Annotated in this window: 19 protein-coding genes; 11 read left to right on the top strand and 8 right to left on the bottom strand. The window is 54.5% G+C overall.

Annotated features, from left to right (window positions below; genetic code table 11):
* The first annotated feature begins 133 nt into the window (after positions 1-133).
* Entirely contained in the window at positions 134-865 is a 732-nt protein-coding gene (gene treR / locus ACE419_RS09775; protein ID WP_435721865.1) for a trehalose operon repressor, read from the top strand.
* Positions 866-959: 94 nt separating this feature from the next.
* Here treR and ACE419_RS09770 read toward each other — a convergent pair whose 3' ends face one another.
* Entirely contained in the window at positions 960-1,496 is a 537-nt protein-coding gene (locus tag ACE419_RS09770) for a GNAT family N-acetyltransferase (protein WP_432648559.1), read from the bottom strand.
* 138 nt (positions 1,497-1,634) lie between these two features.
* Here ACE419_RS09770 and ACE419_RS09765 point away from each other — a divergent pair, with 138 nt between their 5' ends.
* The 3 genes from ACE419_RS09765 (at position 1,635) to nrdG (ending at position 4,005) form a co-directional block, all read left to right on the top strand.
* Entirely contained in the window at positions 1,635-2,702 is a 1,068-nt protein-coding gene (locus ACE419_RS09765) for a mechanosensitive ion channel family protein (protein ID WP_435721864.1), read from the top strand.
* 393 nt (positions 2,703-3,095) lie between these two features.
* On the top strand, positions 3,096-3,380 hold the full coding sequence (gene nrdD / locus ACE419_RS09760) for an anaerobic ribonucleoside-triphosphate reductase (protein ID WP_432648024.1): 285 nt from the start codon (positions 3,096-3,098) through the stop codon (positions 3,378-3,380).
* Positions 3,381-3,489: 109 nt separating this feature from the next.
* Entirely contained in the window at positions 3,490-4,005 is a 516-nt protein-coding gene (gene nrdG, locus ACE419_RS09755) for an anaerobic ribonucleoside-triphosphate reductase activating protein (RefSeq protein ID WP_432648023.1), read from the top strand.
* Positions 4,006-4,112: 107 nt separating this feature from the next.
* On the opposite strand, the gene ACE419_RS09750 is transcribed toward nrdG, so the two are convergent.
* Positions 4,113-4,529 carry a universal stress protein gene (locus ACE419_RS09750; RefSeq protein WP_295630651.1) on the bottom strand — a complete coding sequence of 139 codons (417 nt, stop codon included), beginning with the start codon at positions 4,527-4,529 and terminating at the stop codon, positions 4,113-4,115.
* Between the two features lie 27 nt (positions 4,530-4,556).
* Positions 4,557-5,003 carry a universal stress protein gene (locus ACE419_RS09745; protein WP_432648022.1) on the bottom strand — a complete coding sequence of 149 codons (447 nt, stop codon included), beginning with the start codon at positions 5,001-5,003 and terminating at the stop codon, positions 4,557-4,559.
* 212 nt (positions 5,004-5,215) lie between these two features.
* Here ACE419_RS09745 and ilvA point away from each other — a divergent pair, with 212 nt between their 5' ends.
* From ilvA to ACE419_RS09710, 7 genes are all read left to right on the top strand, one after another.
* Positions 5,216-6,478 carry a threonine ammonia-lyase gene (gene ilvA, locus ACE419_RS09740; RefSeq protein WP_432648021.1) on the top strand — a complete coding sequence of 421 codons (1,263 nt, stop codon included), beginning with the start codon at positions 5,216-5,218 and terminating at the stop codon, positions 6,476-6,478.
* A gap of 227 nt (positions 6,479-6,705) precedes the next feature.
* On the top strand, positions 6,706-8,238 hold the full coding sequence (locus ACE419_RS09735) for an L-lactate permease (protein ID WP_435721863.1): 1,533 nt from the start codon (positions 6,706-6,708) through the stop codon (positions 8,236-8,238).
* Positions 8,239-8,399: 161 nt separating this feature from the next.
* Positions 8,400-9,338: an N-acetylmuramic acid 6-phosphate etherase gene (gene murQ, locus ACE419_RS09730; RefSeq protein WP_435721875.1), complete on the top strand. Its 939-nt coding sequence runs from the start codon at positions 8,400-8,402 to the stop codon at positions 9,336-9,338.
* The gene (locus ACE419_RS09725; protein ID WP_435721862.1) at positions 9,328-10,797 is read left to right on the top strand and encodes a PTS transporter subunit EIIC; all 1,470 of its coding nucleotides are present in this window, start codon (positions 9,328-9,330) and stop codon (positions 10,795-10,797) included. Before murQ ends, ACE419_RS09725 begins: the two co-directional genes overlap by 11 nt.
* A gap of 49 nt (positions 10,798-10,846) precedes the next feature.
* Positions 10,847-11,947, top strand: a complete 1,101-nt coding sequence (locus tag ACE419_RS09720) for a DUF871 domain-containing protein (RefSeq protein ID WP_435721861.1) — start codon at positions 10,847-10,849, stop codon at positions 11,945-11,947.
* A gap of 35 nt (positions 11,948-11,982) precedes the next feature.
* Positions 11,983-12,369 (top strand): ArsR/SmtB family transcription factor, encoded by a 387-nt coding sequence (locus ACE419_RS09715; protein WP_432647858.1) that lies wholly within the window; start codon positions 11,983-11,985, stop codon positions 12,367-12,369.
* Positions 12,370-12,449: 80 nt separating this feature from the next.
* Positions 12,450-13,217: a C40 family peptidase gene (locus tag ACE419_RS09710; protein WP_432647857.1), complete on the top strand. Its 768-nt coding sequence runs from the start codon at positions 12,450-12,452 to the stop codon at positions 13,215-13,217.
* A gap of 43 nt (positions 13,218-13,260) precedes the next feature.
* Here ACE419_RS09710 and pdxT read toward each other — a convergent pair whose 3' ends face one another.
* The 5 genes from pdxT to cobA all read right to left on the bottom strand — a co-directional run bounded on the left by pdxT (position 13,261) and on the right by cobA (position 19,452).
* The gene (gene pdxT, locus ACE419_RS09705) at positions 13,261-13,827 is read right to left on the bottom strand and encodes a pyridoxal 5'-phosphate synthase glutaminase subunit PdxT (RefSeq protein ID WP_432647856.1); all 567 of its coding nucleotides are present in this window, start codon (positions 13,825-13,827) and stop codon (positions 13,261-13,263) included.
* A gap of 1 nt (position 13,828) precedes the next feature.
* A complete protein-coding gene (pdxS, locus tag ACE419_RS09700; protein ID WP_435721860.1) occupies positions 13,829-14,713 on the bottom strand; it encodes a pyridoxal 5'-phosphate synthase lyase subunit PdxS in 885 nt (294 codons plus the stop codon).
* Between the two features lie 517 nt (positions 14,714-15,230).
* Positions 15,231-16,550, bottom strand: coding sequence for a glutamate-1-semialdehyde 2,1-aminomutase (gene hemL / locus ACE419_RS09695; protein ID WP_435721859.1), 1,320 nt, complete (start codon positions 16,548-16,550; stop codon positions 15,231-15,233).
* Positions 16,551-16,564: 14 nt separating this feature from the next.
* Positions 16,565-17,545: a porphobilinogen synthase gene (gene hemB, locus ACE419_RS09690; RefSeq protein ID WP_432646379.1), complete on the bottom strand. Its 981-nt coding sequence runs from the start codon at positions 17,543-17,545 to the stop codon at positions 16,565-16,567.
* Between the two features lie 383 nt (positions 17,546-17,928).
* Positions 17,929-19,452 carry a uroporphyrinogen-III C-methyltransferase gene (gene cobA, locus ACE419_RS09685; protein ID WP_435721858.1) on the bottom strand — a complete coding sequence of 508 codons (1,524 nt, stop codon included), beginning with the start codon at positions 19,450-19,452 and terminating at the stop codon, positions 17,929-17,931.
* Positions 19,453-19,457 lie beyond the last annotated feature (5 nt).

Raw genomic sequence — 19,457 nt, 5'->3', positions numbered from 1 at the left:
GTCAACTGTGAAAATCAGCAATTCTTCCTTGTCCTGTCGAAATTTGCAGAAATACGTTCCACCTCGTTATAATAAGTATGTGAAAACTGATGATAGAATTGAAAACTGATGATGGAATAAGGAAGGATTTTTCATGCCGAAAGCAAAATTTGCTGATATTTATCAGGACCTCAGGCAGAAAGTGGAAACAGGTGTATATGCCTATCAAAAACTGCTGCCCTCAGAAAACGAACTGACTGCAGCCTACAATTGCTCGCGCAACACCGTGAGACGGGCCCTGCGCGAATTGATTGAGCTGGGATACGTACAGGCTATTCAGGGAAAAGGTGTGCGCGTGCTCTATCAGCCTGCCGCCCAGAGCGAATTTCGCATAGGCGGCATCGAGACATTTAGGGAAGCAGCCCAGCGCAATCATCTGCAGTCAAAGACAAGAGTCCTCCGCTTTGAGCGCTGTGTGTGCACGGCAGCCCTGGCCCGGAAAACCGGCTTTCCCGAAGGAGAAATCCTCTGGAAGATTTACCGCGTGCGGCTGCTTGACGGGCAGCCTCTGATCCTCGACAAAAATTTTTTCCGTGCAGATCTCGTTCCGGCTCTCACGAGTGAAATTGCCCAGCAGTCCATCTATGAATACCTTGAAGATGTTCTCGGCATCAAAATCGTCACGAGCAAACGGCGCATAACCGTCGAACGCGTTACCGAAGAAGACAGGCAGTGCCTGGAACTCGGCGATTACAACTGCGTGGCGGTCATTACCAGCCAAACCTTCAACGACAATGGCATACAGATTGAGTACACCATTTCCCGCCATCATCCGGAACGCTTTTCCTTTGAAGATACCGCTACGCGCTATCGCAATCAGCCATAAGACCAAAAGAAGGTGCAGCCGGGATGCAAAAGCATTCCAGCCACACCTTCTTTTTTATTTTACTTTTTATTTTACCAGGATAGAATCCGAAGCATCAGAGTTCCAAGCCCTGCTCTTTGCGGGCCTGATATTCACGGTCGAGAATTCCGAGAATGACAAGATTCTCATAGACGCCGTTTGTCAGGATGGTTTCGCGGATCAGCCCCTCGCGCTGCATGCCTTCCGATTCGTAGAGATGCAGGGCACGGGCATTGTAATCCTTGCAGTCGAGCCAGGCGCGATGGAATTTCAAATCATCAAAGCCCCAGGCTTTCAAAAGCTTCATTGCCTCATGGCCATAGCCTTTGCCCTTCTTGTCGATGATGACATGGGTCCACTCAAGTTCCTTGGCCGGCGTCGTCAGACCATTGATGAGCAGGTAGCCGACCGGCTCCTTCGTGTCGATTTCCTCGACAATGACATCCATGGCTGCCTTGCCCTCGGTAATGATTTTCGTATGGAAATCGCGGTCAAACGGTACGATGAATTTGAGATTTTCCGGGTCGTACTCCAGTCTCATGATAAAATCGAGGTCATCCATCGTTGCCTTGCGCAGCTCAAGACGATGACCGACATGCAGGATTTCTGCCATAAAAAACACTCCTTTATGTTCAGTTTTTAACCTTTTTGTTATTTTTGACTTTTCTTTTGTCCCATCTATAGTATAATGGATATACTTTAGTCTGCAAGTGATTTCTGCTAATCTCATAACAACGAAGGAGGTTTTTCTATGTTTCCCGAATGGCTCTCGTGGATTGACTGGACGCATCTGATGGAGATGCTCTTCATCCCCGTCTGCATCCTAGCCGCATCTCTGACCATCGGCATCATGCTCAACAAGCTCATCAACCGCCGTATCGAAAATCATCTGAACATCGACGAAAGTTCGTGGTTCTACATCTTCATCAATGCACTGCGCGGCGTGCCGGTCTCCCTGTGCCTTGTCGTCGGCCTCTACTGGATTGTCAATACCATCAACATCATCGAGCCGCTTACAAGGCTGTTTTCCTACATTCTCTTCACCGTCATCATCCTCTCGATTACGCGTGTGGCAGCCCGCACCATCAATGGTTTTATCTCGCTGCACATCGAACGTTCGCAGGAGAAACTGCCAAAAACGACTCTCCTCAATACCATCCTCAACGTCATCATCTACGCGATGGGCGTGCTCGTCATTCTGCAGTATTACGGCATCTCGATTGCCCCGATCCTCACCGCCATGGGTGTCGGCGGTATGGCCGTCGCCCTCGCCCTGCAGGAAACACTCGCTAACATTTTCTCGGGGCTCCATCTGATTCTTTCCAAGCAGCTGCGCATCGACGATTATATCAAGCTCAGCACGGGCGAGGAAGGACGCGTCACGGACATCACCTGGCGCTTTACGACCATCGTACCGGCAGGCGGCGGCAACATGATTGTCATCCCGAACCAGAAAATCGCTTCTTCGAATATCACGAATTACAGCATGCCGCGCAAGGATATCGTCATCAGCATCCCGGTCGGCGTTTCCTATGACAGCGACCTCGATCAGGTCGAACGCGTAACCCTCGAAGTCGCACACGACGTCATGGCCCGCATCGACAAAAATGTCAAATTTGAGCCTGCCGTACGCTTCCATACGTTTGGTGAATCGAGCATCGACTTCAACGTCGTCCTGCACTCAAGCTATTTTGAGCACCAATTCCTGCTCAAGCACGAATTCATCAAGGCCCTGACGCGCCGCTACCGAGAAGAAGGCATCGAAATCCCATATCCGACACGCACGGTTCTGCAGCCAGACGAATCCACCCCTAAATAAAGGGGCTGTGGATAACTCGGCCACAAGATCTAGTACTCTTTTATCCACAGAAAAGAGAGGACTTATCCCTCTTTTTCTGTGGATAAGTTTATTATGGAGAATCTTTATTCATTCGCTTTTTCTATTTTCACCATAACAGCCTGATAAATCATGACTGCATTCCCTCTCCTCATTTTGTCAATATGAATATAAAATTATATTATGCATTTTTATTCTTATCTTCTTGTGGATAAGTAGAACTGTCAGAAAACTATATGTAGTGGGTGCCTTGACGCATGGGCAATATATATTGTATAATTGACCCAAGCATTCGAGATACGCCATATATTTGAAGATGCTTAAACATACAGATTGCAAAAACATTTCAATTCAGATAAGGACGGGTGACCCCAGATGGTAGTAAACGGCATTGATGTACAGGTAAATGGACTCAACGATATCTCCGAGCAGGAAATCGTCAATTATATCGACTATGTTGAGCAGCAGACGAAAGAAAAAGTCAATACGCTGAAACTCTCCGCCACGAAGGACGGCCAGGTCGATATCCGCTACGAACTCCAGCCGCAGAAATTCGAACGCATCCGCCGCATTACAGGCTATCTGGTCGGCACGATCGACCGCTGGAACGACGCGAAGCGCGCAGAAGAGCATGACCGCGTCAAGCACGGCCTGCACTGAGCACTTTGATGAAATGCAAAAAGCCGCTGCCATCCCCCCGGCAGCGGCTTTTTATTGCCCGTATACGATAGATATAACAAAATGAATGAATCAGGAAGGACGATTTACTATGTCAGGACAGGATGATACGCTGCGCGTGGCCGGCATCGTGGAAGATTCCATTGTCGACGGCGACGGTTTCCGCTTTACGATTTTTGTACAGGGCTGCCTGCGCCGCTGCTTTAACTGCCAAAATCCCGAAACCCAGCCTATAGACGGCGGCCGCGAGGAGACGATTGCCGAAATCCTGCAGAAAATCAAAAACAACCCCCTGCTCACCGGCGTCACGTTCAGCGGCGGCGAACCCTTCCTGCAGTGCGCGCCGCTTGCCCGTCTGGCCAAAGAAATTCACAAGGCCGGTCTCGACATTTGGAGTTACTCCGGCTATACGCTTGAAGAGCTCCAGAACCGTCACGATGAAGCGACAGACGACCTTTTAAAGGAAATTGACGTTCTCGTCGACGGCGAATACATCGAGGAACTCCGCGACCTCACACTCCACTTCCGCGGCTCCTCGAATCAGCGCGTCATCGACATGAACGCGACGCGCAAAAAAGGAGAAATCGTGCTGCTCTACAAAGATTGAGCGGCTTTTCCTCTAAAAAAGGCGTCAAAAAAGAGGTGTCCAACGCTCCGCGCAGCAGGCTGAAGCTTCGCTTATGGACACCTCTTTTTTGACTCACAAATGCCGTGTTATTTTACCACGAGTACCGGGCATTTCGACTGTTCGACAATATACTGGCTGACGCTGCCGAGCAGTACGCCTTTGACGACGCCGAGGCCGCGGCTGCCCATGACGATGAGGTCCATGTCATTGCTCGTCGCAAAGTCAAGGATGACGACGGCAGGAGATCCTGTCTCTGAGAACGCTTCTTTTTCGATGCCAGACGGAACCATCTCCATGGCGCGGTCAAGTACCACATTGCCCGCTTTCGTAACAGCCTCAAGGATCGCATCGGACAGGCAGGCATTGATGGCAAGCTGATTGATGTTTGCGACATACAGGAAATTGAGCTTTGCATCACATGCTTCTGCCAGAGAAATCGCTTCCGTTACAGCGCGGTCCGAACCTTCCGAGCCATCGACCGGTACCAGGATATTCTTCATCATAGTATTACCCCCTTAACATGATATCCATTACGGATGAGGATTTTCTTTGACCACGGTCACAGGGCATTTCGCCTCGTACAGAACCTCTGTGCTGACACTCCCGAGCAGGGCGGCATGCAGGGCATCCATGCGGCGGCTGCCGACGACGATCATATCGCTGTGCCTTTCCTCGGCAAAGTCCAAAATCGTCTCAGCAGGACTGCCAATGCGGTGATGTGCTTCAAAGAGCACCGCCTTGGGAATGAGCCTTTTCGCCTGCTCCAGAATTTTCTCAGCCTCCGGTCCTATGGGACCCGCCACACTATCCGGCAGCCACGATACTTCGTCCGCATCCGTACTGCTGTCAAAATAAGATACATGCAGGATGTCAACAGAAGCCCCTGTTGCATCTGCCAGAATGGCGGCAAAACGCACGGCTTGGTCGGAAGCACCAGATCCGTCAACCGGAACCAGGATACGCGCCAACCTTTCCATACAAGAATCCCTCCCGTAGTATTCTTTCTTCATGTGGTATAATTCGCGAACACATGGGCAAATTCCTCTAAATTCTCCAAAAACTTCTTTTTCTTTTCCAATATTTTTTTCACAAGTCAAGTGTAAAGTTGTAATTGACTTTTATAAGCTCATGGTGATAAACTGGATAAAATACGGAAAGTATCGCGCTTCATAAAAGGAGGAACCTAAATATGTCTGAAGAAAAAAAAGTTTCTAATCCTTCCAGCCCTTCCAATGCTGAGATTGTTGAACATACGACGATTGCTGACGTCTATCGCGCTGCCAAACAGCTTGAGGGCGTAGCCCGCAAAACAAGACTCATTCACAGCGATTATTTTTCCGAGCTCTGTCATAACGACGTTTATCTCAAGCCGGAAAATCTTCAGCATACGGGTGCTTTCAAGCTGCGCGGTGCCTACAACAAAATCAGCCAGCTCACACCGGAAGAGCGCAAAAAAGGCGTCATCACGGCTTCTGCCGGCAACCATGCCCAGGGCGTCGCTTACGCTGCCCGGAAACTTGGCGTCAAAGCGGTCATCTGCATGCCTGCTACGACGCCAATCCTCAAGGTCGAGGGCACGCGTGCTCTCGGCGCCGAGGTCGTCCTCTTCGGCGATGGCTTTGACGATGCCTATGCACACAGCCTTGAACTCCAGAAAAAATACGGCTATGTCTACATCCATCCGTTCAACGACCTGCAGGTTCTCTTAGGCCAGGGCACGACGGCCCTTGAGATCATCGATGCCCTCAAGGACGTCGATGCCATCCTCTGCCCGATTGGCGGCGGCGGCTTTGCTTCCGGTGTCGCTCTCGCAACGAAACTCGTCAACCCGAATGTCAAAGTCATCGGCGTGGAACCGGAGAACGCAGCCTGCATGAAAGCAGCGCTCGAAGCGGGCAAAATCGTAACGCTGCCAACGGCCGATACGGTCGCCGACGGCTGTGCCGTCAAAACGGCCGGCACTTTGACATTTGAGTTCTGCAGGAAATACCTCGATGACATCATCACGGTCTCCGAAATCGATATCATGAACGCCCTGCTCTCGCTGATTGAGAAGCATAAACTCGTTGCCGAAGGTGCCGGCGTACTCTCGCTCGCCGCCCTTGCCAAGCTGCCATTCACGGATAAAAAAGTCGTCTGCATCATCTCGGGCGGCAATATCGATATTTCGACCATCTCGGCACTCATCGACAAGGCCCTGATTGCACGCGGCCGCGTCTTCTGCTTTGCCGTCCAGCTGCCGGACAAGCCTGGCCAGCTTCTCAATGTTTCGCGCATCCTCGCCGAAGAGAATGCCAATGTCATCAAGCTCGACCACGACCAGACAAAGGTCACGGACAGCTTCAAGAAGGTCGTGCTGACTGTCACGGTTGAGACGCACAACGAACAGCATATCCAGCATATCGTCGAAGCCCTGAACAAGAACGGCTACGAAATCCAGAAGATTTACTAAGGCTTAGATTCTTAGAAGTCCATAGAAAACAAAGCAAAGAAACCTCCAGCAATGGGGGTTTTTTCTTTGCTTTATTACAGGTGAAAATTCTGATTCTTAAAAAGATAAAACCTTTATTTTTTGCATTGACTTTCCCGGGAAGCTGTCTATATAATGAGTTATCCGTTCATCTTTTTTTCAGATGAAGTACATCAAATTAAACGATAAGCTTAGAAAGGAAGGACCCAATGTTTCTCATCGCGCTCTCCCCAATCCTCTGGCTCATCATCGCGCTGAGTGTGCTCAAGATGGCAGCTTACAAGGCCTGCCCGATTGCACTCGTCATCGCCCTGGCAGCCGGCATTTTTGTCAATGACATGACGATCCCGCATGCTGTGCAGGCCACCCTCGAAGGTGTGGCTCTTGCCTGCTGGCCAATCCTGCTCGTCATCATTGCGGCCATCTTTACGTACAATCTGACGCTCCAGACAAAGGCCATGGATACCATCAAAAAAATGCTGACTTCCGTGAGCAACGACCGCCGCGTCTTGATTCTCCTGATTGGCTGGGGTTTTGGCGGCTTCCTTGAGGGCATGGCCGGCTTTGGTACGGCCATCGCCATCCCTGCCGGCATGCTCGCCGGCATCGGCATCAATCCGGTCCTTTCTGCTATGGTCTGCCTCATTGCCAACTCCGTGCCGACGGCTTATGGCTCCATCGGCATTCCGCTCGTCACGCTCGGCAGTGTCACCGATACGGACCCTGTCCTGCTCGCCACTTACACAGCCCTGCAGCTTGCACCTCTCACCATCCTCTGCCCGTTTCTCATGGTCATCGTCGCAAGCCACAGCCTTAAGGGGCTCAAGGGCATGTTCCTGATGTGCCTGACGGCCGGCGTTGGCTTCTCGGCAGCTGAAATCGCCATTTCGATGTTCATGGGTCCGGAGCTTGCCGTCGTCGGCGGCGCGATTGTCGCCATGGCAGCCATCATCGGCTGTGCCAAACTTTTCCCGGTCAACGACCCCGAACACGCCATGCCGCCGCACGAAGATGAAGAGCCGTTCACGCTTGCGGGCGGCATCCGCGCCTGGATGCCATTCATCCTCATCTTCGTCTTCCTGCTCATGACCTCAAAACTCATTCCGGCCATCCATGACCCGCTGAACCTCATCAAGAGCAGCGTCCTCATCTACGACGGCCCCGGCGGCGAGCCCTATACGTTCACCTGGCTGGCAACGCCGGGCGTGCTGATTCTTCTTGCAGCCTTCATCGGCGGTGCCATCCAGGGCGCTTCGTTTGGCGGCATGACCTCGTGCCTGCGCCGCACGGCCTGGAACCTCCGCTTTACGATCGTCACGATCATCACCGTCATCGCTACGGCCAAAGTCATGGGCTACGCCGGCATGACGCATGAAATCGCCGAAACGGCTGTTGCCGCTACGGGTACGGCCTATCCGGCCATCGCCGCGTTCATCGGCTCCATCGGTACCTTCATCACGGGTTCGGCCACGTCTTCGTGCGTGCTCTTCGGCAAGCTGCAGACGGACTCCGCCATGGCCATTGGTGCCAGCAAAAGCGTACAGGCCTGGATTGCCGCCTCCAATGCCACGGGAGCCTGTGCCGGCAAGATGATTTCGCCGCAGAGCATTGCCATCGCCGTGGCGGCCATCGGCACGGTCGGCTGCGAGGGCAAACTCCTGCACTTTGCCGTTAAGTTCTACATCCCGTTCATCATCATCATGGGCTGTATCGTCTATTTTGGTCAATCCCTCGTTGGCTGATGCCAGCTTACACACATCCTTGGCTGCCGCCTTGCCGCGGCAGTCTTTTTCTTTGCGCAGACCTGCATTTCCGGCGTTTTCCCTCTTGTGGTATACTATACTATGTAATTTATGATTCCTACTATTATATATAGAAACGGAGCTTTCCCTTTATGACAACCATGGACTTAACAAAACTCACGACAGAGCGCCGCAATCCGGCTTCTGCCCATATCGATACCTGCACGACGCTGGAGATGGTCACGATCATGCAGCAGGAGGACAGCAAAATCTCGACTGCGATAAAGAAAATCCTGCCCGCCATCGCCAAAGCGATTGACGCGACGAGCCAGCGCCTCAAAGATGGCGGCCGCCTCTTCTACATCGGTGCCGGCACCTCAGGACGCCTCGGCATTCTCGATGCCTCGGAATGTCCGCCGACTTACGGCACGGACCCGGAGCTCGTGCAGGGACTCATCGCCGGCGGCATCCCCGCTATTTTTCGCGCACAGGAAGGCGCGGAGGACAATCCCGCTTTAGCGGTCAAGGACCTCAAGGAACACGATTTTTCGCCAAAAGACGTGCTCGTCGGCATCGCTGCCTCGGGACGCACGCCCTACGTCATCGGCGGCCTGCAGTATGCCCATGAGCTCGGTGCCCTGACGATTGCGCTCTCCTGCAGTGAGCATTCGAAGATTGCCGCCCTCGCCGACATTGCCCTGACCCCTGTCACCGGCCCCGAAATCGTCACGGGCTCGACGCGCATGAAGGCCGGCACGGCCCAGAAACTCGTACTCAATATGCTTTCAACGGGTACGATGATCAAACTTGGCAAAGTCTACGGCAACCTCATGGTCGATGTCAGGGCCAGCAACCAGAAACTCCGCGAACGCGCCGTGCGCATCGTCATGGAGGGCAGCGGCTGTGAGCGCGGCGAAGCGGAAAAAGCCCTTGCTGCAGCCGACGGCCGTGCCAAGCTCGCCATTCTTATGGTCGTGACGGGCATTTCCGCATCCGAAGGCCGAAATGCTCTCGAAAAAGCATATGGCCATCTCGCTGCGGCCATACGGCAAACACTCGGCAAAGCCTCAGCACAGGAGGAAACCACCCATGAATTATGAAGATATTGCCTGGCAGGTTTATCTCCTGACGGGACCTGCGGAAAATATCCAATCCGTCACACACTGCATGACGCGGCTGCGCCTTGTCCTCGTGCATAAGGATGAAGCGATGCTCGCCAAGCTCAAAAAAATAAACGGCGTGCTCGGCGTCCATGATGCCGGCGAAGAGCTCCAGATCATCTTCGGTCCCGGACGCGTGGACCGCGTGACCGAGGCATTTTCGGCCCTGCTCAGCAGCCCGTCTGCCTCAAATGAGCAGGACAGTACCGACAGCGGGGAAGAAAAAGCGGCTCCTTCTGCTCTTTCCGCTCCTTCGGAAGCAGAATCTTCGCCAACGCCGCCAAAGACCAGTACAAAAGCCGCTGCCGAAGCCGCCAAAGTCGGCGATGGCAGGGCCCTGCACGCAAAAATACGCGCGAAGAACGCCACGCCGCTAAAGCTTCTCTTTAAGCGCATCGCCAGCATCTTCATTCCGCTGATTCCAGCCTTCATTGCCTGCGGCCTCATAAGCGGCACCTTAAATGTTGTCAGCAAGGTTGACCCTGCTTTTGCACAGACGGCCGTCTATCAGCTCCTGGCCATTGGCGGCAGTACGGTCTTCTGGGGTATGAATCTCTTTGTCGGCTACAACGCGGCCAAGGAATTTGGCGGCACGCCGATTTTGGGCGGCATTTTAGGCGCCCTGCTCGCCCATCCGGGGCTCGCCTCGATCAATCTCACAGGCGAACCGCTCGTGCCGGGACGCGGCGGCGTCATTTCCGTGCTGCTCGTAGCCGCCCTCGCCGCCCTGATTGAAAAACAGCTGCGCCGCATCATCCCCGAGATGTTCAGCCTGTTCCTCACACCGCTTTTCACCTTTTTAATCTCTGGCACCATCGCCATCTGCGTCCTGCAGCCCTTAGGCGGCTTCCTGTCCGACTGCATCGGCACGGCTGCCACGAGCGCCATCGGCTCCGGCGGCGCCATCACGGGCTTTATCTTAGGCGGCACCTTTCTGCCGATGGTCATGCTCGGCATCCATCAGACGCTCACGCCGATTCACGCAGAACTTCTCGCGCGCTACGGCGTGACCATCCTGCTGCCCGTGCTCGCCATGGCCGGTGCCGGACAGGTCGGCGCCAGTTTTGCCGTTTACTGCAAGACGAAAAATCACTTCCTCAAAAAAACCATCGCCTCGGCTCTGCCCGTCGGCATCATGGGAGTCGGCGAACCCCTGATTTACGGCGTGACCCTACCCCTTGGCAAGCCCTTCATCGGTGCCTGCATCGGCGGGGCCTGCGGCGGCGCGGTGCAGGCCCAGTTCATGGTCGGCGCGGCGACACTCGGCATTTCGGGACTGCCGCTCGCGGCTGCCACGGACCAGATTCCCATTTATCTTCTCGGACTTGTCACGGCCTATATCGGCGGCTTCATTGCCACATGGCTCATCGGCTTCGATGACCCGCCGGAAGAAAGTTGAATACTGACTTTTGCATAAGCAAATGTCTGCAAAAGAAAGGAAGTTTTATATGGAAAACGGTATTTCCCTTTATCCGGGGCTCGACAACACGCCCGATGAAAACCTGCTGCTTCTCACCAGAGCCGCCCGCGCCGGCATTTCGCGCATTTTCACCTCCCTGCATATCCCGGAAACCAACGTCAATGCCTTAAAAAAAGAAATCGGCGTCCTCTTAAAGGCCGCCCGCCATCGTCATATGGAAGTCATTTCCGATGTTTCTCCCGCAACGCTGAAACTCCTCGGCCTGCCCGAGTTCAATCCCACGGCCTTCCGCATGCTCGGCATCACGACACTGCGGCTTGACTACGGTTTTTCTGCGGAGGAAATTGCCTCGCTTTCCCACCGCTTCCCGGAAATGCGCTTTCAGCTCAACGCTTCGACCATCACGCACCGCCTTCTGCAGGATTTGCAGGACGCCGGCACGGATTTTGCCCGCATCGATGCCCTGCATAATTTTTATCCGCGCCGCGGCACAGGGCTCAGTGAACAGGCCCTCGTGCACGCAAACATCCTGCTTCATCACTACGGCATCCGCGTCGGCGCCTTTGTCCCCAGTCAGGACGGACGCCGCCGCTCCCCGCTGAAAGACGGCCTGCCGACACTGGAGGAACACCGTGATGAAGCAGCGGAGGTCTCGGCCCGTCATCTCGTGGCTCTTGGCTGTGATTCTGTCTTTCTCGCCGATTCACTGCCGACGGATGAGGAAATCGCCGCCCTCGGAGCCCTGAAGGGGGACCAGATTACACTGCGTGCCCGGCTGCTGACAAAAGACCCCGTACAGCGAAAATTACTTTCTCATACGTTCACGTCACGACTCGATGAAGCGCGCGACGCCATCCGCGCACAGGAAAGCCGCCCTCTCTTAAAGAAAATGAACGCTGTCATCGAACAGGACAACGCAACCATGCGCCCCATTGGCGCCATCACGATTGACAATAAAGGCTACGGCCGCTACATGGGCGAACTCCAGATTATCCGCACGCCGCAGGAAGCCGACCCGCGCACGAATGTCGCCGCGATGATCGATGAAAGCGAGTGCAATATGCTGCAGTACATCACCCCCGGAAGAAAGTTTTCATTCCAGTTCGATGCAGAAACTGATATAATATAAGTATATGTAAGTAGTCGGAGGAATACGTTATACCAATGAACGATAATCTCAGAAAGAACGAGCTCTGTGACCTTTGCGAGATCAATCATCCCCATCCGGATAAGATACACGACGCACTGTCGCACAGACTCGATGACGAAACCAGCCTGCGTCTTGCCGACCTCTTCAAGATCTTAGGTGACAAGACCCGCATCAAACTGCTCTCGCTGCTTGTCGTAGAAAAAGAAATGTGCGTCTGCGATATCGCGGAATCCCTGCAGATGGGACAGTCGGCCATCTCCCACCAGCTGCGCGTGCTGCGCGCGGCCAGACTCGTGAAATACCGCAAGGACGGCAAGGAAGCGTTTTATTCCCTCGACGATGACCATGTCGTCAAACTCATGTGTCAGGGTCTCGACCACGTACGCGAATCCATGACCTGACACGGGTTTGCGCAGATTTCCAGCGACTTTTATAGACTTTTGGAACTTCTTTTGGAACTTTTGGAAAGGACCCGATTCATATGCACAGGAGTCATTTTATAAAAGCCGGTCTCATTGCCGGACTCTTTTCCCTGCTTTTTTCCGCGACAGGCCTTGCCGCGCCTGTGCTCAAACTCAATTCTTCAGGACGCGACGTCATGCTCCTGCAGCAGAAGCTCCAGAATGTCGGCTATACGATAAAGGACATCGATGGCATTTACGGTGAGGAGACGAAGCGCGTCGTCACACAGTTCCAGCGCGACAACAACATCCGTCCGACTGGCATCGTCAACAACGCGACCTGGCGGGCTCTGCGGGACACAAAGTCGATTTACCACGGTTCCATAAAGGACAAAGAAGCCCTGCTCGAACGCATCAAGAGCACGGCGCCAAACTACGGTCCGACCGTCCCGAACAACAAGCCCATCCTCGAACGCAGCAAGGTCAGCAGTATCATCTCAACGGCAAAATCCTACATTGGCGTGCCCTACAGCTTTGGCGGCGCCACGCCCAAGGCCTTTGACTGCTCGGGCTACCTGCAGTACGTCTTTGGCAAGAACGGCATCAGCATCCCGCGTCTCGCCGACGACCAGTACCGTCTCGGCCTGCGCACGACGAGTAAGAGCCAGCTTGAACCCGGCGACCTCGTCTTCTTCGAGACCTATGAGCCCGGCCCCTCGCACTGCGGCATCTACCTCGGCAACAACGAGTTCATCCATGCCTCCTCAAGCAAAGGCGTCCGCATCGACAGCCTCTCAAACAGCTACTGGCAGCCAAGATACATCGGCGGCAAACACATCGTCAAATAAAGAAACAAAAATCAGGAGATACGTTAAGATATCTCCTGATTTTTTATGCGGTCATATCGAGAAAAGCCTGATGCAGCCGCGCATCGTGCCCGACTTCCGGATGGAAGGACAGGGCCAGCTGATTCCTGTAATGCACGGCCGTCACATGGCCATTCGTCTTCGAGAGGACTTCGACTTCGGGGCCGACTTTTTCAATGTAGGGTGCGCGGATGAAATTTTGGCGCATCACACCGATGTGGCGGACGTCGGCTTCGGTGATGAAGCTGCCGAGCTGGCGGCCATAGGCATTGCGGCGGACCGTGACAGGCAGGGTCTTGAAGCAGGTCCGCGTGTCGTTGCTCAAATGCTCAGCGAGAAGAATCAGTCCTGCGCAGGTCGCAAGCACGGGCAGGCCCTCGTCGAGCCATGCTTTTATCGGTTCGTACATGCCCGTTTCCATAAGGATTTTGCGCTGTACCGTGCTTTCGCCGCCCGGCAGCACGAGACCGTCTGGCTTTTCCTTTAAATCCGCCGCATTGCGAAGTTCCACGCAGCGCGCGCCGAGTGACTCCAGCATCTTTTCATGCTCGATAAAGGCACCCTGCACGGCAAGTACTCCTATTGTAGCCATATCATTTCCCCCGTTCTGCCATAAGAAGTTCGATTTCTTCCTCGTTGATGCCGACCATGGCCTCGCCGAGGTCTTCGGAAAGCTTTGCAAGAATATCGGGCTTATCGTAATTCGTCACGGCCTGCACGATGGCACGCGCGCGCTTTGCAGGATTGCCCGACTTAAAGATGCCCGAGCCGACAAAGACACCTTCGGCGCCGAGCTGCATCATGAGCGCAGCGTCAGCCGGCGTCGCCACGCCGCCCGCGGCAAAATTGACGACGGGCAGCCTGCCGTTGTCATGGACATACTTGACGAGTGCGTACGGCACGGCTAAAGTCTTCGCCGCTTCAAAGAGTTCATCCCCGCGCTTGGCCGTGAGAGATGCGATTTCAGCGTTGATTTTCCGCATATGGCGCACGGCCTGCACGACATCGCCCGTGCCCGGTTCCCCCTTCGTGCGAATCATCGAGGCACCTTCCGCGATGCGGCGCAGGGCTTCGCCGAGGTCGCGGGCACCGCAGACAAACGGCACGCGGAATTTATGTTTGTCAATATGGTAGACATCATCGGCCGGCGACAGGACCTCGCTCTCATCGATATAGTCAATTTCGATGGCCTCAAGAATCTGCGCCTCGACAAAATGGCCAATGCGGCATTTGGCCATGACCGGAATGGAAACGGCATTCTGGATGCCCTTAATCATCTTCGGGTCGCTCATGCGCGAAACACCGCCCGCCGCCCGGATATCCGCAGGAATGCGCTCGAGTGCCATGACGGCACAGGCCCCAGCCTCCTCCGCAATCTTTGCCTGCTCCGGCGTCGTCACATCCATGATGACCCCGCCCTTGAGCATCTGCGCCAGCTGCTTGTTGAGCTCATAACGATTTTCTACCGATTCCTTCATCTAAAAAGACCTCCTCATCAGCAAGAGCTGAAAAATGATTACAGCCTTTAGTATACGCTTTTCTGACCATACGAAAAGTCTCAATCCACCACTTTATGATATGGTCAATTTTTGTTTAGAAGAAAAAATTCCTCATCTTTGAAGATAAAATCTGGCCTATTGCATAAAAAGGAACTGACCTTAGTGAACATTGTGACGAAAAATCGGAGATGACTAGTCAACGCTGCGCCGTTTTATTCCTCATTCGCGCCACGGCCATACCTTCAACGAGAAGGAGGAAAGGGCTGGCCATAAATGAAGCGTCTGTGCTGCGGCGTGAAGAACCAATTTTTTGCCGACCAGAACCCTTGCGAAAAAGCGTCGTTCAAGCAGCGCGCGTTTAGCTTTTTCGTAAGGATATATTATAAGGCAAAAAATCGGTTTAGCCGCAGCACACCGCGCAGTGTTGGCCAGCCCTTTCCGGATTTGCTAAAAAAACGCCAGTCACTACAACCAGCGTTTCTTGTATCTCATATTATTATTTGCGGCTCTCCGCCACATCTTTAAAGGCCTTGCCCGCAGCTTCAATGGTGCGTTCAATGTCTTCATCGCTGTGCGCTCCCGACATGAAGAGCGTTTCAAACTGCGACGGGGCAAGGTAAATGCCCTGCTCGAGCATGCTCTTGAACCAGACCTTGAAGGCCTCCTGATCCGAAGCACACGAATCGTCGTAATTGTAGACCTCGTGCTCGTTGAAGAAAATGCCGAACATCGAACCGGCCTGATGCGCCTGAATCGCGACACCGGCTTCCTTAGCCTTTTCGAGCCAGCCAAGCAGCAGTTTCTTCGTCTTGAGCGTCAGCATGCGGCTGTAGTCAGCCTCGCCCGGCTCCGGTTCTGCCGTGATGAGCTTCAAGGTCTCGATGCCGGCCGTCATGGCCAGAGGATTGCCCGAAAGCGTGCCTGCCTGATAGACAGGACCGGCCGGCGAGACCTTCATCATGATGTCGCGGCGTCCGCCATAAGCGGCAACCGGCAGGCCGCCGCCGATGATCTTGCCGAGGCACGTGAGGTCCGGCGTGATGCCGTAGGCAGCCTGTGCGCCGCCCAAAGAAGCGCGGAAGCCGCACATGACTTCATCAAAAATCAGAATGGTGCCGTGCTCTTCCGTCAAACGGCGAATCGTGCGCAAATAGCCCTGCTTCGGCGGCACACAGCCCATATTGCCGGCCACCGGCTCGATGATGACGGCCGCAATTTCGTCGCCCATTTCATCCATGACCTTCGTGATGGCCTCGACATCGTTGTACGGTACCGAAATCGTGTCAGCCGCCGTGCCCTTCGTGACGCCCGGCGAACTCGGCACACCAAACGTCGCCATGCCCGAGCCGGCATTGACGAGCAGACTGTCGCTGTGGCCATGGTAGCAGCCGATGAATTTGACAATTTTATCGCGTCCCGTATAGCCGCGCGCCAGGCGCAGCGCACTCATCGTCGCCTCGGTGCCCGAGTTGACCATGCGGATGACTTCAATCGACGGATACACCTTCATGACGAGCTTGGCAAGCTCGGACTCAAGAAGCGTCGGCGCGCCGTAGCTCGTGCCGCGCGTGACGGCTTCCTGCAGGGCCTTGACGACATTCGGATGCGCGTGGCCGACGACCATCGGGCCCCACGAACCGACGTAATCGATGTATTCATTGCCATCGATATCGAAGATGCGGTCGCCTTTCGCGCGTGCGATAAAAGGTGGGTTGCAGTCCACATTGGCATACGAACGCACAGGGCTGTTGACACCGCCCGGCATGAGATTCTTGGCTTCATTGAAAGCCGCGAGAGATTTTTCAAGATTCAGCACAGGAATATCCTCCCTTATTCTTCTTCCTTGAGCCACTTAGCGGCATCAATGGCATGGTACGTGATGATGATATCGGCACCGGCACGCTTCATGCCCGTCAAAGTCTCGAGGACAATGCGTTTTTCATCAATCCAGCCGTTCTGGGCAGCAGCCTTGACCATCGCGTACTCGCCGCTGACGTTGTAAACGGCAACAGGATGATGGATGTGGTCGCGGACCTGACGCACGACATCGAGATAGGCAAGAGCCGGCTTGACCATGATGATATCGGCACCTTCCATGATATCGAGGTCGACTTCTTTGAGTGCCTCACGGGCATTGGCAGGGTCCATCTGATACTGGCGGCGGTCGCCGAAGGCCGGTGCACTGTCTGCCGCATCGCGGAACGGGCCGTAATAGCCCGAAGCGTATTTGACGGCATAGCTCATGATGGAGACATTGATGAAGCCGTGTTCATCGAGGGCTTCGCGGATGGCAGCCACGCGGCCGTCCATCATGTCCGAAGGAGCGATGATGTCCGCACCAGCCTCGGCCTGCGAGACCGCGACTTTCTGCAGGAGCTTCAGCGTCTTGTCGTTGTCGACATAGTGGCCTTCGAGATGGCCGCAGTGGCCGTGCGTCGTGTACTGGCAGAGGCAGACATCGCCGACAATCATGAGATTCGGCACAGCCGCTTTGATGGCCTTGATGGCGCGCTGTACAGGGCTCGTCGGGTCCCAGGCAGAAGAGCCGTCTGCATCCTTGTATTCCGGCAGGCCGAAGACTTCAACGGCCGGAATGCCGAGTTCATAAATCTCTTTGGCCAGCTCTACGGCATTATCAACCGACAGATGATAGCAGTTCGGCATGCTCGGGATCTCTTCCTTGACATTTTCACCCGGCACGACGAAAATCGGATAAACAAAATCCTTAGCCGAAAGAGTCGTCTCCCGAACCATGGCACGCATGGCCGGCGAAATGCGCATACGGCGCGGACGAAGCTTCTGATTATACATGAAAAACATCTCCTAAAAAAATTCAGTAATGAATCACTGCATCAAATTATAGAATCGTCTCAAAACCTTACACAAAAGATACAACAGCAGCCTGCGTGGCATGGCTGACCATAAGCGGAGCTTTGGCCTTCTGCGTTAAGAACCAATTTTTTGCCGACCGGACCCCCGTCAAAAGAGCGTCGTTCAAACGAAGTGCGTTTAGCTCTTTTGATGGGATTCATTATAGAGCAAAAAATTGGTTTAGCAGCAGGCCACGCGGAGCGTTGGGCAGTCATGCCACGCTGCCCTCATGTGCAGAAACGTCCGGAAGGAGCAATGAGCCAACGCTTCGCGCAGCAGGCTGAAGCTTCGCTTATGGCTCACCGCTCCTTCCTCCCTGCCAGTTAGATATGCTGCTCGATTTCCTGAACCAGTCCCTCAATGGTATAAGTCTTGGCCACGATATCCAGCTCAAGGCCGGCTTTTCTTGCTGTCTCCGCTGTCACGGGGCCGATGCAGGCTTTTTTAACGTTCGCAAGAGGCTCTGTGCTGCCGAGCAGTTTGATGAGGTTGTGGACGGTCGAAGAGCTCGTGAAGGTCACGTAGTCGATGCTGCCATCCTCAAGTTCCTTGGTGAGCTCTGCGATTTCTTCCGGGGTGGCTGCTGCCGTCACGGTCTGATAGACCGGCACGACGTCGACTTCTGCGCCCTGTTCGCGCAGTTTTTCGGGCAGGATTTCGCGGGCGGCAGCGGCGCGCGGCAGCAGAATTTTGGCATGCGGCGGCAGTTTGCCCTTCAGGGCTTCGATGATGCCTTCGGCGCGGAATTCCTGCGGGACAACGTCGGCGATGATGCCGTATTCCCTGAGCTTATTCGCTGTCGTCTGGCCAATTGCGGCCACTTTGGCGTAGCCGAGGGCACGCACATCTTTGCCGGCAGTGTAAAGACGGTCGAAGAAATGTTCCACGCCATTCGTGCTCGTAAAAATCAGCCACTGATATTTGTCGAGCTCCGCAATAGCCCCATCGACAGCCGCATACGCATCATCCGGTGCGGCAATGGCAATGGCCGGTTTTTCGATGACGCGGGCACCGAGCTCTTCGAGTTTTGCCGTGAGTTTCGAAGCCTGACTGCGGGCGCGCGTGACGAGCACGGTCCTGCCAAACAGCGGCTTCTGCGCGAGTTTATCGAACCACTGAAGTTTTTCGCGCAGTTTGACGACATCCCCAACGATGAAGATGGCCGGCGGTCTGAGATTGGCTTTGGCCACATCCTCTGCCGCCTTGCCCACGGTCGTCATCAGGACGCGCTGCTCCGGCTTTGTGCCCCAGCGGATGACGGCTGCCGGCGTAGCGGCCGGACGGCCGTTTTTGATGAGCTCTTCTGTGATGTGCGGCAGATTGGCCACGCCCATAAGGAATACCAAGGTGTCAACACCGGTCGCAAGTTTATCCCAGCGGATGTTGCTCCTGCCCTTCGTCGGGTCTTCGTGCCCCGTGATGACGGCAAACGATGTCGCGATGCCGCGGTGCGTAACGGGGATACCCGCATAAGCCGGCACCGAGATGGCCGAGGTGATGCCCGGCACTACCTCAAACGGCAGATGATTTTCCTCGAGCAGCAGTCCTTCCTCGCCGCCGCGGCCAAAGACGAAGGGGTCGCCGCCCTTGAGGCGCACGACGGTCTTGCCTTCCTTGGCCTTATCGACGAGCAGCTGATTGATATCGGGCTGCTTCATCGTATGATGGCTCGAAGCCTTGCCCACATAGATGAATTCTGCATCTTTTGGCGCCCAGCCTAAAATGCGGTCATCTGCGAGCCGGTCATAGACGACGACATCGGCTTTCTTCAGGCAGTCGACTGCCTTAAGGCTGATTAAGCGATAGTCTCCGGGACCCGCTCCGACCAGATATACCATACCTGCCATGTTAC

Source organism: Mitsuokella apri (genome assembly GCF_047974105.1).
In the GTDB taxonomy this organism is placed as follows: domain Bacteria; phylum Bacillota; class Negativicutes; order Selenomonadales; family Selenomonadaceae; genus Mitsuokella.
The sequence above is the reverse complement of the archived record's forward strand: the minus strand, read 5'-3'. Positions and strand labels throughout refer to the sequence as shown.